The following is a 15,961-nucleotide window of genomic DNA, read 5'->3' on the forward strand; positions in this document are numbered from 1 at the left end:
TCATGTCAAGAACGAGAATAGTAAAAGGTAAAATTTTTGAAGCGGTAGAGCAGGATTACACTATCTATTCTGAAAGTGATATTATCGACAGCTCAGCAGAAATTGTTTCAGAGAAAGGGGCTGAAAAGGGAGTGAGCTATGGGAATGCTTCTCATCCTCCTGCAGGAATAATACAGGCAAAGTGCTTAGTACAGTTTAGACCACATGCAAAATGGAGTGGGGAATTTGGTTTTGATTGGCTGCGAATTGGTGATACAGGTACAAAAGGAGATACTTGGTATAAAAATATCACAGGGCAATATGATATCAATTATAATTTTGTAAAAAAAAGCAGTGTTTATCAAAAGCTTATAAATAAATTCTATGCAATGTCTATTCCCTGGAAACCAAAAATTAATGGTAATCCTTATTTATATCTTATTCCATATATGACTATCTATAAAGGAATGACAAATAAATTGACATTAAAAGTTGAAATTGAAGAATTACCAAAAAAATTAATTATTCGGCATAAGAAATCTCCGAATGATAAAGATACTTATTTTAAGTTTAATATTAGTGAAATAACCATTAAAAAAGGGAAGTATACCTTAGACAATTATCTTGAAATTACTTGCTTAAAAGAGTTGAGAACAGATCAAATTATTGAGGTCATAGCAGACGATGTAGTTTGCGGTAAACTGAAAATATTAGCAAATAGCTCTGCCCATCAAAAACAAGGAAAAGTTTTATTTATAACTGTTATTTCACAGACAGGAAAAGGAAGCACAACAGGTGAAATTTCTAGATTAAATAAATACTTGAAGCAGGCTTATATTAATGTGAATGTTAAAAGTATAAATATAAATCTGTCCAATGATCGGAATTTTATACCAAAACTAAGAAGTGGAATAGGAATTCATCAATACTTAGATGCTAAACTTCGAACTGCAAAATTCCCGGACGGAAGTGTTGTTGGGAATAAGTATGACAGTTTTTATAAAGTTTACTTTATCTCTGAGGTTATTCAGCAGAGTGATGGCAGTTATCTTTTGGGAGAAGCGGAAAATATTCCTTCTAAAACGGTATATGTTTTAAATTTGAAAGATACGGCGACAGCTGCGGGGGTAGGATTTGAAAGTGTGAAAACAACCGCAACTCATGAACTTTTACACGCAATAGGCTTATATCACACATTTGATAATAGTAGTCCGATAACTTTTGAAGAGTTTAAAACAGATAATATTATGGACTATTACTCTCACATAACGAATATTATTGCAAAACAAACATATAAATGGCAATGGGATATATTAAAAAAAATGATTCACTGATGAAAATAGTAATAATAATACTTTTTGGAATTTTATTTAATAATTGTGAAAAAAATAAATCAGAAATAATTGTTCAAAATACATCAATTAGCAAAAAAAATATGCAAACAATAAACTTTGATATTGAAAAATATGAATCGAACATAAAGAAAAATCCTTTGTATGAAGGATTTCAGAAAGATGAAAATACTTATGTGAAGCAATATCATATTATTAAAGATGGGTATGTGGAAGACGGATATTCCAAAAACATAATTGAACATTATGTTGAAGAGTTTATTGGAAAAGATAGATATAAAACAAAATTTACTTTCAATAAGAATGGAAATTTAGAATCGAAAAAAAAATACTTTGGAAACAATCTTGAAATAGGTAAATGGGAGTATTTTAAGAATGGTGTTTTATCTAAAACAGAAAATAAAGATGAAAATTTTTCATTCGGACTTGATGACGTTCTAAAGTTTGGAAAAAAAAACAACATTGATTTTCAGAAGACTGGAGAAATATCCAGGCAGTTTTCCAAAGAATTTAATAAATATATTTGGGAGTTAACTTGGAATACAGAAAAGTTAAAAGCCGATGGTAAAACATATATTTTCAGAAAAGTTATTCTTAGTGGTCTGACTGGTGAAAAACTCTATGATAAAGAATATGATCTTAATCCATTAAGAAGATAGTAAAGTTTATCACTTTAATAGATAATCTCATTTTGGAATTTTAATTTTCAATGAAGACATAATGGTGATAAGAAAAACTTTTAACGTTTCTATTAAAAAAAGATGGAATATATTCAACAGTGGTACCTTTTGGAATACTTGATTTTAAAGGGAATTATGAAAATGCCAATTTTACTTTTAATTATTCGTTATCATTAAGTAATATTGATACTTTAGAGTTTAAAATATTAAATGAAGACGGCAGTACGCTGTATGCCATTACCAATTTGCCGGAAATTGTTGTGACCGCAAGAAGGCTTCCGTTATTGGCGGAAGATCTCAAAAGTAAAAAACCAACATATGATCCTTTAAAGCCTACCAATATCTGGAATTGGAAATCAATCTTTGATCCGTACAATATAACCTCCAGCGATTACACCAAAATAGGCTCTTATATTATTTTCTGGGACGGATTTGATAATAATGGCATTTATGATAGTACAAAAATTCAATGGTAAGAAGCTTAAAGCTGTTATCATTGCAAGGAAAAACGGGAAAGAAAAAACTAAAGAGGTAGAGTTTTCAACCAGTTATGAAAAAGTAGATTGGGTAGATGTAAAAATTGATAAGAATAATAAAAGAATTGACACTACACTAAGAGTTAATTTAAAAGATGGAGGAGAAGAAGGTTTAAAATGTACTTCCTATTTAGCTGGCGCAAGAGATGAAACGCATTGGGAACAAAGATGTCCGTGGGATAAGATACCTAAAAGTGCTTTAGTAGCAGGAAAGTCACCAATAAAAGCAAGAACTAGAAGTTTTGCTGATTTGGAGAAACTTGCAATGAAAGGTATAAATAAACATTGGAGCAGAGTTGGTAAGAATACTTTAAGTATTGATACCGAAAATTATGAGCTTGTAATTAAATCAATAAATACCAATATTATGAGTTTGAATCCATTAGATTTGATTTATAACACTAATGGAAGTTGGGGAAGATCAGGAAATGCTGGATTTTTAGGAAAAATTTATTATAATGTTGGTTATTGTAATTTCTTAGATTGGTATCAACCTTCTTTTATTAATGAATGGGGATATTTAGATACTGTTAAAAATAAAGTTGATGAAGATTTTATGTACACTTCTGCACATGAATTAGGACATACAATACTAAGAGCATATGGAGGGACATGGCATTCATTTACACATGATGATTCATCGGAAATATGGCAAACTCCCAATGGAAATAAAAGCTATTCAAATGAGAAAAATACAGGAGAAATTAATTTAATGCATTATTTTAAAGATGACCCGCATCAATCACAATACGATTTTAATTTAATTGTGGCTTCTAAACAAGATGTTTTAAGTTTAATTTGGTTAAAAAAACCGAAAGAATGAGTAAACTAATTCTTATAGTACTTGCTGCAAATTTGATTAGCTGTTCTGAAAAATATGGATACATTTACGATGCTAAGACAAAAAGACCTTTGGAGGGTGTTTTTGTTAGTGATACAAAGGATATTTCAAAAAAATACGTTACAAAATCAGATGGGATGTTTTCATTTTCTGAATGTAATGATTTAATGATCGAAAAAAAAGGTTATAAAACGGATACTCTTGAAAAATATGGGTGTAAGCCAAATGGAAAATGTTTTGACGGACATATTTTTTATATGGAAAAGAATAAATAAAATTATTTTAAATGAAGAAAGCTAATGTAATTTTGATATGATGTTAAACAACATATTTTATGGCTGATTTGGTTTCACAAAATTGAAAAATTAATTAATTATGAAATTATATTTTTTAAATGCCACATTTATTTTCTTTTTAATCTCTTGTGTTGCTACACCCGATTACTACGAAGGCTACATTTTTACTAAAGAAAAAAAGCCCTTACCTAATATTAAAGTGTGTGAAATAAATAAGAACAACTGTACTATTACGGATAATAAAGGCTTTTTTAAAATGAAAAAAACAAAAAGTTCAATTAATGATTTAGCTATTTCTTACAAAAATAAGCCATTGGACACCATAAAAACCGTTTGGAGTAATCATGGAGAGAGAATAAGTTATTCATTTGTAGAAGGTAAAAAAGATACAATATTTATTGATTTGTAAATCAATAACTTATAAAGAATAATTATTTGATGATGCTAATTAAAAAATAAAATAAAATTTGTGAAGAATTCAATTTAATGAAATATTCAGACAAAGAAATACCGGTAGACTATCATGATAGAGTTTTATTATCTAAGGAGGATTCATTGAGTATAATTTTCCAGATACTTTTTATTTGCAGAAAATCAAATTTGAATAAGTACTAAATATTGCTTACAATTTGCTATTTGATTAACTAATATTAAAGTTAAGATGCTTATAATAGTGTTCTCCATATAATCGTTATATATTATTTTTAGTAAATAAATGATAATAAGCTTTAAAATATATTTATTTATAATTAATAATTACGGGTACTTTATTTCTTACTTTAACAAATTCATCTTGTTCAAAAAATATAGTCTATCGAAAACCTGTTGTTGGTATAGTAAAAAATACTGAGAATAACCCATTGTCAAATGTCCATATATACTATGATTCTTTAGATGTTCTCAGTCTAAGAAATATTGTCAGTGGAAGCAGTGGCCAATTTATTTTTCCTAAAATTGAAATAGAAGACTCACAGGAATCAAAAAGAAAAATTCAGAAATTAAGTCAGTTTATTTTTTTCAAAAAGGATGGGTATAAAATAAAAAAGTATGATATATCAAAATTTAATAATTCTGATACTATTAGACTAGGTATTATCCAATTAGAATTATTTTAACCAGTCAATGTACAATTCACAAATTATAATGCTCGTAATAATATTATTGATTTAGGTAATATTATTTTAAATGAAGAAAACTAATATATCATTTCAAAGATTAATGTATTTAAATGAAATATTTTATTTATTTAATTGTTTTTATAGCAATGAATAGCTGTCATTCAATTAAAGATGATTATTCTGGTTATATTTATATAGACAAAGTTCCTTTAGCAAATGCGAAAGTTATTGAAGCGAATTCTAAAAATTATTCATTTACTGACAAAAAAGGATATTTTAATTTGAAAAGAGCTAATAAAGAATTTGTTAGTAAAATAATAATTCAAGAAGGTAAAAATACTGATACTATTTATTTAGCGCAGAAAGAAGGTGCTGGTGGTAAAATGAATTTTCTTTTCCTATCTGAGAAATTAGATACTTTAGATTTAAATCGAGAAAGAATGTTTAAAAAGCAAAGTTCTGAATGATTTCAGAGTATAAATTATTCCTCCAATAAAACTTCTATTACATTATCTTTAAAGTTAACAAAACCATAATAATTACATAAAAATTCTTAATATTTCTCTAATATGTGCGAAAATTATTTCCCTTTTTATTAATTTATTTTGTTTTAAATATTTGAATATTAGTATTTTATATTTGTTTATAATTCTATTGTCGTAGAATTACTACACCAAATCGTAGAACTACTACAAAAAATGAAATAGGTGCTGAAAAGTTTTTTGTTTAAGAATATCTGGTCTATCTTTGGCTCAACAAATCAATCGAATCACAAAATATTAACGATTAAAATTTACAAATCATGGCAGCAAATTCAAGAGGAATCTTAAAATTCAACGGCGGCGAAGGACAGAAATTATTAAAGCTGAACTACAGCGTTTCGAGATCTACAGACGTTTCTGGTAGAGTAGCTTCAGATCCTTCAAATGCATTGATCAAGGTGACGGTAGAAGCAACTGAAAAATCTGATATCCTTGAAAGTTTACTAAACGGAAAATACAAGCCTACAACTGGTGAAATCACTTTCAACAAATCTCATGAAGAAGGGACTTTAATTACTCTTGGATGGGAAAACGGATACGTGATTCAGCATGAAGTAGACTTCGACGCTGTAGATGAAAACAGCATGCTGATCAGTTTCATCGTAAGTGCCGAAATTATCGACTACGGAAACTCCAAATACGAAGGTGTTTGGCCAGGTGGTGGTAAATAAACCTTTAAATCATCTTAGTAAAATAAAATTGGTAAACAGAATAGCACGGCTCACAAGAGTAGCTATTCTGTTTTTTCTTTTGAAATTAAATTATTCTTTTTATATTTAATACTCTGTAAGTCAGTATCGAATTAAATTTTGATAATGAAAATTTATTTGATTTTTATCGGATAAATTTTAGCATTTTAAGATAAAAATACCCAATCAACTAAAATTTTACGGCTATGTTTAAGGATGACAATACGCCAAAAATTCCTTCAGCAGGAAACCCATCTGTCACGAAACAATTAGACGGGATGAAAGATATGGCAACCCATCAGGCCATAAGCAAGGCTACAGAAAATATTCAGGAAAAAACAAGCGGAACAGTTCAGCAAGTCACACATAAATTGGCAAAGGCGCAAGCCTACACTGGCATGGTGGCCGGCACTTCCGGAATGTTGATGAATCAGAAATTACAACCCAATCCTCCTACTTTAGTAGAAGATAAAGTCTGGTCTCAGCAGCCGACTTCCAAAATACATAATGCCAGTGCAATTCCTGAAAACCAGATCCAGGGTATCAACCGCGTTGTAAAGCTCGATATTATGGTAGAAGGAAAAGCGGTAAAACATTTCAAGCATTTTAAATTAAAACAAAGTGCCACCCGACATCATGAATTCAATTTATTATTGGCTTATGATACGTTAGGAAGCGCGGAAAACCACAATCTTGAGGAAGCTCAGAACTTTTTAGGAAAAAGAATTACCGTTATTTTCAAATATAAAGATGTTGAGGACGGTCCCGAAAGAAGTTTTGTAGGAGTTATTACAGAGGTGGGCTTCAGTCAGGAAAAAGGCAGTTTGGGAAATATCGTTCTCACGGGATGCAGTCCGACGGTTTTGTTAGATGCCGCTCCGCACATTCAGAGTTTTGGAGGCACTCAGGAAATCAGTTTAAACAGTATTGCAGATCAGGTTATTAAAGAAGGTCTGGGACAGGGAAAATTCGATTTCAGGGTAGATGCTCAGCACGGAAATGTTTCTTATAGTTCTCAATACGAAGAAACCCATTACAATTATCTGGCAAGAATGGCGGAAGCCTATGGCGAACAATTCTATTATGATGGCGAAGTCCTTCATTTTGGGAAACTTCCACCTCAGGAAAATCCCATCAAATTAACATACGGAAGCAGTGTCAATGATGTCAAAATCAGAATGAAGGCACAGCATGTTAATCCAAGTTTCTATGGCTATAACAGCAGTAAAAACGAAAAATTAACAACCGGAAGCTCAAAGATTACCCATACTTCAGACATTGCAAAACGAGCTTACGAAATTTCAGAAAAAACGTTCACAACACCTTCATTAAGAGTTGCTCCAATCAAGGCTGCATCTTTCATGGATGTTGAAACGTCTCAGAAAGGGACGGCGGGAAGCAAAGCTTCGGATGTTTTTGTAACGTCCGGAAATACGACGGTTCCATTCTTATATCCCGGCTGCATTGCAGATATAGAAATGCGAAAAACAGACAGCAACGAAACTTCCTATTTTACGAAATTAATGATTCTTGAAGTAAACCACGAAGTCGATGCAAGAGGGTATTATACAGGAACTTTTGATGCTATTGCTTCGGATACGGGTTTTATTCCGCGTCCGGAATTTCAGACTCCGAAAGCAGATGCACAGTTTGCAAAAGTTATTTCCAACACAGATCCTTTGAATCAGGGAAGAGTTCAGGTACAGTTTGACTGGCAAAACGGATCTACCACAACGGAATACATTCGTGTCATGACTCCCGATGGTGGTGGAAGCGAGAAAGTCAGTAAAAATCGAGGATTTATGGCGATTCCTGAAGTTGGAGATCAGGTGGTCGTGAATTTTGTGCATCAGCATCCCGACAGACCCTTCGTGATGGGAGGAATGTTCCACGGCGGCGTTGGCGGTGGTGGTGGAGCCGGAAATAATATTAAAAGTTTAAGCAGTAAAAGCGGCCATACCGTAAGCCTTGATGACGGCGGCGGGATGACTATAAGAGATAAAGATCAGAATCAGGTTTTTCTTGATGGAGCCGGAAATATAAGTGTAGACAGTAAAGAAACAATAACCTTGAAATGTGGTGAGAGTTCAATTTTCATGGATAAAGCCGGAAATATTATAATTAAAGGAAAAGAAATCATGGTTCAGGGCGAAAATATCGGAGTTGGAGGAACGGCGAGCGTTGGAATTGGCGTTGGCCCTGAAGGTGGAGATCCTACCTCGGGAATTGGTATTGAAGGAACAACTTTGGATGTTGGAACAACCACACTTTCGATGGGGGCAAAAACCGAAGCCAATCTGAGCAGTGCAAAAATCAACATCGGAGGCGGAAGCGAAACCAATATCGTCAGCGGAACCGTAAAATTGAATTAAAACTCCAATGGTCTTTGTTAAGCGAAGCGCCTTCGTGAGCATAAAAAAAGTTTAGTAGTAAAAAATCTTTGTGGACTTTGTGTTAAACAAACAAGGGAAGATTCAAAATTAAATATAAAACTAATGAATCCTGTAGACCTGGAGCTGGTAAAACTAAAAAGACAATGGCAAAATGTCGTTAAAACAAACGGCAAAAAACCAATGTTCATCTGTCTTGGTGAAAAACATGAAACCGATCTTTTCGACGGATTTATAAAATCAAGATTATCTGAAGATTACGATGGTGAAGATGTTTTTCTAGTTCATTATCAGGAATTCAATCGAATGGATTCTTTCGGACAGAGCTTGTTTGATGAATGGAAAGAATATTATGAAATGCTTGAAAATAGCAAAGAAAATATTCCGAAATGGGAACTGAATGTTGCTGAAAATCAATTTAAAACGGATGCTTATAAAGCTTTTTTTCCTTTGTTGGAATTAAAGAAAAATTTTCCGAATCTTAAAGACTCCAAGATCTATTTGTATATCGCTCCGGTCAGAATTCATAACATTAAAGAATTATCAATCTGGGTGAAAGAATGGTGCGAGCTCTGCGAAAAATCAGAAAGTCAGGATATTAAACTGGTTTGGGCAGAACATCATATATACAAAACGTTACCGGAAAATTCTTTGGCGCACAGCTTCAGAGTTGAGGTTGATATTCATCAGTTGATGCAGAATACTGCAGCACATACCAACCGTAAGAAAAACAGCGTGGATACGGATTTTCAGCAGCAGATTCTTATCGCAAGTAATCATTTGAGCAAAGGAAAATACAGGGAAGCAGAATTTTCTTTGAAAATGGCTGTAAAATTAGCTCAGGAACAAAATAATAAGCAAGGCGAAATTTCAGCTTATTTCATGTTGACTCAGGCTTATATTGCCGACAGAAAGAGGGACAGAGCGGAAGATACGTACCGAACAATATTTGAAGAAGTTGATCCCAATTCTCCGCTGGAAATTCAGATGTATATGAATTACGGTAGTTTTTTATTGGGAAATTCAAAAAAGGCAAAAGCAGAAAAGGCATTCGAAGAAGCAGCAAAAATCGCACAGGAAATAGGCGAATATGCAATGGCGATCGAATGTTACAGAATCATCGGAACCTTAAATGACAATATTTTAAGCAAAGATAAAATGATTGAGTATTTCGAAAAATGTCTTGACATCGCAAAATTAATGGAACATTCCACGAGAGAATCCAGCAGTCTGAAATTTGTCGCATCGATGCTTTTCATCAAATATGAAGGCGAAAATGATAAAAAAAAAGCATTGGATACCGAAATGAAAAGTTATTTTGGAGAAAATTGGAAAGTGAATGTAGAACAGCCAAAATATAGTTAGATCTCAGAAATATTTAAACCATTAAGCTTTTGATTAAGGAGTTTAGAATAGTAAGCGAAATGCTTTTGAATTAAAATCTATCTGATTTTCTTAATAAAGCCTAATTCCCAAAATATTCTTAATGGTTCAAGAAATAAAAGCTTTGCAATAAAAATGTAAACACACCAAATCACAAATTAAAATATCATGGCAGATCAAAATAAAATTAAAAAGATTAAGGTTGCAAAGCCAGATATGAATCCTGACCGGTCTTTGACAGTAAATGCAGACGTCACCTCGTTCAGCGGAGAAAAAACGACACAAGGCTGGAAAAACGGAATGAAAAATAATTTCGACTCTCTGAATCCTGTTTCGATGGTGAAATCCGTAGTTGGAGGAGACAGTGAAAATACAAAATCAAACGGTGACGGAGAAGGAGCAGGAACTTCCGTAACGGCAGAAAATGCGGCACCAGAAAGTAAAATTAAATTAATTAAGGTAAATACACCTGCCATTACTCCCAACGCGATTCAGCATACGAGCAAACATTTTGATATTGTGCTGGCAATCGATATTCACTGGACTTTAATTCCACCGCCACCGTCTTTCAATATCATTCCGTTGCCTTTGCCGCATCCGTTTATCGGGATCGTTTTCGATGTGATGGATTATATTAAATTCACGATTCCGATTCCGCAATTTATCAGAAATTTAAAACCAGACCTTCCGGAAGGCATTCCGATGGGAGGTTCAATATATGTTCACGGAAGACACAAAGCCACGACTACAACGAGTGTAATGGGAGTTGTGATCCCTTTCAGGCACGTCACTTCTTTGATTCCCGTTTATATGATTCCTTTTCCGCAGGAAGCTCCACACGAAGGGGAAGTATATTATGGTGCGCAAACCGTTTTAGGACAGGGAAGTAAGATGAGCGGAAATCAGCCACAGCAGGTTCTTACTTGTATGGGATTGCCTTTCGGAATGACGATGCTGCCTGCAATGCCCGATAAACCGAAGAAAAATCCGCTGGCTTATTTTGCTTTTTATAATAATTTTTCAAGCTTATATATTCAGATCAATACGGGCGGTCCTGTATTGGTTGGGGGGGCTTTTATTCCGCACGTTTATACACCCGGTGAAATGCTGATGCGTTTTGCAGGAATGGCTTTGATGAGAGGTTTAACGAAAAGTTTAGGAAAAGGCGTAACGAAATTCAATCACTTTTTACAGGGTAAATTTGGGAAAAATAATCCCGTTTCAAGAGTATTATGTAAAGTGGGTTTAGAGCCTGTCAATTTTGCTTCCGGAGCAATGTTGTTTGAATGGGACGATTTCGAGATTGAAGCGGGAACATCTTTAACATGGACAAACGTTTGGTACAGCGACAGGCCTTACACGAAAGGAATGCTTGGAAACGGAATTTTCAATGCTCACGATCTTTATATTGTTCCTGATGAAAATGATGAGGTTGCAGCGTGGGTTTATCCCGAAGAATTGCAACCGATGCCGATCCCTGTACCGCCTGTTGGAGAGGAATTAACGTATTACAGAAGTTTGAAAATCTGGCAATACCGCCCAAGTGATAATATCTGGATCATCAGAAAAGGATCGGATATTTATACGTACAGACGTTTTCATCATATTACGGAAGGAAGTATTTTTAAAGTCATTCATGTCGAATATGGAGACGGAACGATCAGAGAGTACGATTATCAGGATCGGAATATTGTACTGAAAAGTATTAAAGATGTTAAAAGCGGTTTCAGCATAGAAACGGTTATTCATCCTGAACTTAAAAAAGTAATAGAAGTTTATTATTGCTATAAGAATAAGAGAGATTTGCAGATTCGTTACAACTACGATGAACACGGAAACCTTACTCATGTTTGGGATATTCATAAAAAAGCCATTGTTTTTGAATACGATGAGAAAAACAGGGTGATCCGAAGAACCAACCGAAACGAAATGAGCTACCATTGGAAATACGACAAAAAAAGTCGCGTAGTTCATACAAAAGGTTTGGAGGGTTTCATGGAAGGATTTTTAAATTATAATGATGAGGAAGGTTACACCGAAGTTATTTATCCAAAACAGAATAATAAAAAGGAAAGATATTATTACGACGAAGATTTTTTAGTCTATAAACAAGTTGATGGTGAAGGCGGGGAAACCTGGTACGATTACACTTCTCACAACGAATTGAAAATGACCGGAACTCCTGAAGGAAGGGTAGAAGGATACACTTATGACGAATATGGCAATATTAAAATTCTCCACACTCAGGATGGGGAAGAATATCATTATCAGTATAATGAATTTGGAGATATTATTGCCCGTTTTTCACCTTCAGGAACTTCAGAAATATGGAATTATGATGAAGAAGGCAGACTTTTAAGCTACACCGATCCTACAGAAGAAACTATTTTCTACGAATACTTAAACAGTGAAAAGTTGCCTGTAAAAAGTACGTCACAAAATATTGAAACCTTTTATGAATATAATAACAGAGGGCAGATTACCAGACGTAGAGATACTCTTGATGGTGATGAATACTGGAAGTACGATGAGTATGGAAGATTACTGATTTTCAGTCCGGAGCCTCTTAATCGAACGGTTTGGGGAAGAGATAAAATGGGAAGAGTAGTTGAAATTAATGAATCCGGAGAATTACCAATAAAAATTCGTTATGATGCTTATGATCTTCCGGTTTATATTACAGATGGAAAGGCAGAATGGCTGTTGAGTTACACACCGATGGGAAATGTAAGACGGCAGGTTCGTAGGAACGCTTTAACATACAAAAAAGAGGAAACCTTGGTTTTCGGATACGATGCTTATGAAAATCTAATGAGCATCACGAATGAAAAAGGTGAGATTTATAAATTTGAAAGAAACAGCAATGACGAAATTATCGGTGAGATAGGTTTTGATGGTCAGCAAAAATTCTTTGTAAGGGATAAAGACGGATTAGTCACTCAAGTCAGAAATCCGAATGGTAAAAATATTTTTTATGAATATGATCTGGGAGGAAGATTAACGCAAAGTCATTATTCCGACGGAACTTGGGCGGCTTATCAATATGACACTTCAGGAATGCTGATAAAAGCCGATACAGAAAGCAGCAGCCTTACTTTTCAGAGAAATAAACTGGGCTTGGTAACCAGCGAAAAGCAAGGGGAACATTCCATTGATTATGAATATGATAATGAGGGAAATTTAACAGGGTTAAAAAGCAGTCTTGGGGCAGAAATAGATTATTCTTACAATGAGCTTGGTCAGCTTAAAAATGTAATGGCATCCACAAAAGATATTCATCAGCCGTGGCAAATGAATCTTAATGTCAGTAAAAACGGGCAACATTTTTCCCGAAAAATGACAGGCGGAGTAGAAAGTACTTTTGAATTTGATCATCTCGGAATGCCGATCAGCCAGAAAGTCGTTGTCAATAAAAAAAATACCTTCCACAAAGATTATCATTGGGCGCCAGGAAGTCGATTGTTACAGGTTTTGGATCACGTGACGGGTGGAAGAACCAAATTCGATTACGATGCTTTTGGAAGTCTTGTCGCCGCTGAATATTCGAATGGCGAAATTCAGTATAAAAATCCTGATGAAACGGATTGCATATACGAAAGTGCAAAACGAACCGACCGTATTTACGACAAAGGCGGAAAGTTGATGCGCGACAAAAATTGGTTTTACCATTATGATGACGAAGGAAATTTATTATTAAAAAGTAAAAGACCGATTAATAACAGCAAAACAGATCAGAAAGAAGAGGAAAACCACCATCATTACTATAAATCTATTGCGGAAAATTGGCTGAACGAACCGAAATTACGTGATGGCAATACCCTTCCAAACATTAATGAAATTTCTCTGCTCGAAATTCAAAACCCTGAATGGGAGTCCGGAGATTGGGCTTATTCCTGGAATGCAAATGGAATGCTGGCAAAAGTAAAACGACCCGATGGAAAAGAAATTAGCTTTGAATATGATGCACTAGGAAGAAGAACTGCAAAAATTGGAAACAAAAAAATAACTCGGTATATTTGGGATGCGAATGTGATTCTGCATGAGTGGAGCTATGATCTTGAAGAAATACCGAAAACTGTTGTTGATGACGAAGGAAATGTGATCCATCAAAAAGAACCGGCAGAAAATGTTATTACATGGATTTATGATGAAACAGGACATTATCCGGTTGCTAAAATCGAAGGAGGAAACAGATATTCTATTATCAACGATTATTTGGGAACGCCGATTCAGGCTTATAATGATGTTGGTGAGAAAGTTTGGGAACGGGAGCTTGATATATATGGAGAACCGAGAAAAGGAGAAAATAATTTTATTCCGTTTTTATTTCAGGGGCAGTATTATGATGCAGAAACAGAGCTTACTTACAACAGGTTTAGATATTATGATGTAGAAAGCGGAAATTATATTTCCAAAGATCCGTTGGGATTGAACGGTGGTTTTGCTTTGTATGCATATGTTTCCGATTCCAACTATTTTATAGATATTCTCGGGCTTACTAAAACGAAGGGAACCGGAACAGGGAAAGGCACGGGAAGATGGATGAACAGAGTGAAAAAAGACGGTACACCTTTTAAAAAACCGGGACCTAAATCTAAAGGAACAGGTGATCATAACGCCAAAATTGATCAGATTATTAAAAGAGAAACCGCGAAAAAAGGTGTAAAACATATTGGAGGAGGTTCAAAAACGGAAATAATTATCGATACAAAAGGAGGTAATAAACCCATCAGAAGAATGGATGCTTCTTTCCGCCGGAAAAACGGAAGTATATATCACATTAATGTCGGAAGAACGTTACAGGACGGAAAAACGGGCGTCATTAGGGAGCGTTTGGCTATTGATGATGTTAAAAACAAGGGGCACGAAGTTTCATTCGAAGGATACGGAAAAGCTTCAGATTATAAATAGAAAAATAATAAACAAAAATATATGTCATATATAAATTTAGTAATGTCTTTAAAAGATTTTTCTCAGTATATTGAAGATATTGTGGAAAAAGATAATGGTACTTTTTATATTGAAGTAAAAAATAAAAGTAAAATTTCATTACAAAAAATTGAAAAAGGAGAAGCTGATAAAATAAAGGATAACAGAGAAAAAAATCTGAGGTTCTATATTTTATCTGAACAATCCGATGATGTTTCTCAGGATGATATTTTTGATGATGAATTGGAGCCAGTCGTTATTGACGGGGAAGGAGGAAGAGAAACCGCCGACAGCATCGAGCGTATTTCATTGAGAATCCTTGCAAAAAAGCCCAATAAGAATACAACCAAAATTTTCAATGCGATCAAAAATAAACTGAAAAAAGATGACAAAATCGGAATGGGTGTGGAAGGAGGATCAAAACTTCATGACGATTATTTTTATCAGAAAGATCTTGTGGGAAAGAAAACATTCAAAACAGATTTTCACAACGATAAAGCACCTCTTGTTGAGGTAAAATAAAAAGTTAATAAGTGTTATAAAAAATTGAGGAGCTTAAAAATTTATTATCTTTAATATTCAATTAATTTTAATAAAAACATTATGGAAGCCTACAATTTTGAGACTGCTATTAAACCCTTTTATTGGGTATCCTCAGAAAAAACGTATTCAGTATGTTTAAATGCAGGAACTTACAAACCTGATATTTTCGAATGGCGAAAAGACGAAGGTTTTGAAGGCAACGGTTACGACTGGACTTCGCTGGCAAAAGTTTTTGTAAACGAGAAAAAGCCTAATTTGTCAAACGATATCAAATTCGATCCTGAAGCCGATATGTTTTGTGCCTATTCTTCAAATCCCGAAAGTCTAAAAGAATTCATTTCGGACTTCAAAAAAGCCTGTGACGACGAAATGCTGATCCAGGATTTATTCTCAAAAGCAGAATTAGATTAACATTATCTTATATCATCCAAGACCTCTTTCCGAGGTCTTTTTTCATGTCATTGCGAGGAGCGAAGCGACGAAGCAATCTTTAAAATAACTTTGAGATGAAATTATACACGAAATGCTATTCTAAGTGTTTCTTTGTTTCAAGACAAAAGAAAAGATTATAATAAAAAATAATTAGATTCTTCCTTCGTCAGAATGACAATCTTCATATTTATAAAGCATTTTGATTCCTGTATTAAAATAAAATTCAGCTTAACCATACAATCAACACAAAA

At 33.9% G+C, this 15,961-nt stretch carries 13 protein-coding genes; all 13 read left to right on the top strand.

The features are described from left to right. The first annotated feature begins 2 nt into the window (after positions 1-2). The 13 genes from BUA89_RS00665 (at position 3) to BUA89_RS00725 (ending at position 15,689) form a co-directional block, all read left to right on the top strand. Positions 3-1,313, top strand: a complete 1,311-nt coding sequence (locus BUA89_RS00665; protein ID WP_072952702.1) for a zinc metalloprotease — start codon at positions 3-5, stop codon at positions 1,311-1,313. Then, the gene (locus BUA89_RS00670) at positions 1,313-1,990 is read left to right on the top strand and encodes a hypothetical protein (protein WP_143152235.1); all 678 of its coding nucleotides are present in this window, start codon (positions 1,313-1,315) and stop codon (positions 1,988-1,990) included. The genes BUA89_RS00665 and BUA89_RS00670 overlap by 1 nt, the downstream gene beginning before the upstream one ends. Positions 1,991-2,109: 119 nt before the next feature. Beyond that, positions 2,110-2,487: a hypothetical protein gene (locus BUA89_RS00675; protein ID WP_072952704.1), complete on the top strand. Its 378-nt coding sequence runs from the start codon at positions 2,110-2,112 to the stop codon at positions 2,485-2,487. Beyond that, positions 2,462-3,370 (top strand): hypothetical protein, encoded by a 909-nt coding sequence (locus BUA89_RS00680; protein WP_072952705.1) that lies wholly within the window; start codon positions 2,462-2,464, stop codon positions 3,368-3,370. Before BUA89_RS00675 ends, BUA89_RS00680 begins: the two co-directional genes overlap by 26 nt. Next, positions 3,367-3,663 (top strand): hypothetical protein, encoded by a 297-nt coding sequence (locus BUA89_RS00685; protein ID WP_072952706.1) that lies wholly within the window; start codon positions 3,367-3,369, stop codon positions 3,661-3,663. The genes BUA89_RS00680 and BUA89_RS00685 overlap by 4 nt, the downstream gene beginning before the upstream one ends. 100 nt (positions 3,664-3,763) lie before the next feature. Further along, positions 3,764-4,093 carry a hypothetical protein gene (locus tag BUA89_RS00690; RefSeq protein ID WP_072952707.1) on the top strand — a complete coding sequence of 110 codons (330 nt, stop codon included), beginning with the start codon at positions 3,764-3,766 and terminating at the stop codon, positions 4,091-4,093. Between the two features lie 819 nt (positions 4,094-4,912). Beyond that, positions 4,913-5,269: a hypothetical protein gene (locus BUA89_RS00695; RefSeq protein ID WP_072952708.1), complete on the top strand. Its 357-nt coding sequence runs from the start codon at positions 4,913-4,915 to the stop codon at positions 5,267-5,269. Between the two features lie 335 nt (positions 5,270-5,604). Continuing rightward, entirely contained in the window at positions 5,605-6,015 is a 411-nt protein-coding gene (tssD, locus tag BUA89_RS00700; RefSeq protein WP_083531561.1) for a type VI secretion system tube protein TssD, read from the top strand. A 224-nt stretch (positions 6,016-6,239) separates the two neighbouring features. Beyond that, positions 6,240-8,405: a type VI secretion system Vgr family protein gene (locus BUA89_RS00705; RefSeq protein WP_072952710.1), complete on the top strand. Its 2,166-nt coding sequence runs from the start codon at positions 6,240-6,242 to the stop codon at positions 8,403-8,405. A gap of 123 nt (positions 8,406-8,528) precedes the next feature. Continuing rightward, positions 8,529-9,788: a tetratricopeptide repeat protein gene (locus tag BUA89_RS00710; RefSeq protein WP_072952711.1), complete on the top strand. Its 1,260-nt coding sequence runs from the start codon at positions 8,529-8,531 to the stop codon at positions 9,786-9,788. A gap of 186 nt (positions 9,789-9,974) precedes the next feature. Beyond that, positions 9,975-14,717, top strand: a complete 4,743-nt coding sequence (locus BUA89_RS00715) for an RHS repeat-associated core domain-containing protein (RefSeq protein ID WP_228420504.1) — start codon at positions 9,975-9,977, stop codon at positions 14,715-14,717. A 21-nt stretch (positions 14,718-14,738) separates the two neighbouring features. Then, a complete protein-coding gene (locus BUA89_RS00720; protein WP_072952712.1) occupies positions 14,739-15,257 on the top strand; it encodes a hypothetical protein in 519 nt (172 codons plus the stop codon). An 81-nt stretch (positions 15,258-15,338) separates the two neighbouring features. Then, positions 15,339-15,689 carry an immunity 51 family protein gene (locus tag BUA89_RS00725; protein WP_072952713.1) on the top strand — a complete coding sequence of 117 codons (351 nt, stop codon included), beginning with the start codon at positions 15,339-15,341 and terminating at the stop codon, positions 15,687-15,689. The last annotated feature ends 272 nt before the right edge of the window (positions 15,690-15,961 follow it).

This window comes from Chryseobacterium arachidis, assembly GCF_900129245.1.
Lineage (GTDB): Bacteria > Bacteroidota > Bacteroidia > Flavobacteriales > Weeksellaceae > Chryseobacterium > Chryseobacterium arachidis.

Bases quoted from the DNA above. Each gene is read 5' to 3' on its own strand.
- BUA89_RS00680 (WP_072952705.1), top strand. From the start codon at position 2,462: ATGATAGTACAAAAATTCAATGGTAAGAAGCTTAAAGCTGTTATCATT.
- BUA89_RS00720 (WP_072952712.1), top strand. From the start codon at position 14,739: ATGTCATATATAAATTTAGTAATGTCTTTAAAAGATTTTTCTCAGTAT.
- BUA89_RS00670 (WP_143152235.1), top strand. From the start codon at position 1,313: ATGAAAATAGTAATAATAATACTTTTTGGAATTTTATTTAATAATTGT.
- BUA89_RS00665 (WP_072952702.1), top strand. From the start codon at position 3: ATGTCAAGAACGAGAATAGTAAAAGGTAAAATTTTTGAAGCGGTAGAG.
- BUA89_RS00725 (WP_072952713.1), top strand. From the start codon at position 15,339: ATGGAAGCCTACAATTTTGAGACTGCTATTAAACCCTTTTATTGGGTA.
- BUA89_RS00685 (WP_072952706.1), top strand. From the start codon at position 3,367: ATGAGTAAACTAATTCTTATAGTACTTGCTGCAAATTTGATTAGCTGT.
- BUA89_RS00710 (WP_072952711.1), top strand. From the start codon at position 8,529: ATGAATCCTGTAGACCTGGAGCTGGTAAAACTAAAAAGACAATGGCAA.
- BUA89_RS00705 (WP_072952710.1), top strand. From the start codon at position 6,240: ATGTTTAAGGATGACAATACGCCAAAAATTCCTTCAGCAGGAAACCCA.
- BUA89_RS00695 (WP_072952708.1), top strand. From the start codon at position 4,913: ATGAAATATTTTATTTATTTAATTGTTTTTATAGCAATGAATAGCTGT.
- tssD (WP_083531561.1), top strand. From the start codon at position 5,605: ATGGCAGCAAATTCAAGAGGAATCTTAAAATTCAACGGCGGCGAAGGA.
- BUA89_RS00690 (WP_072952707.1), top strand. From the start codon at position 3,764: ATGAAATTATATTTTTTAAATGCCACATTTATTTTCTTTTTAATCTCT.
- BUA89_RS00715 (WP_228420504.1), top strand. From the start codon at position 9,975: ATGGCAGATCAAAATAAAATTAAAAAGATTAAGGTTGCAAAGCCAGAT.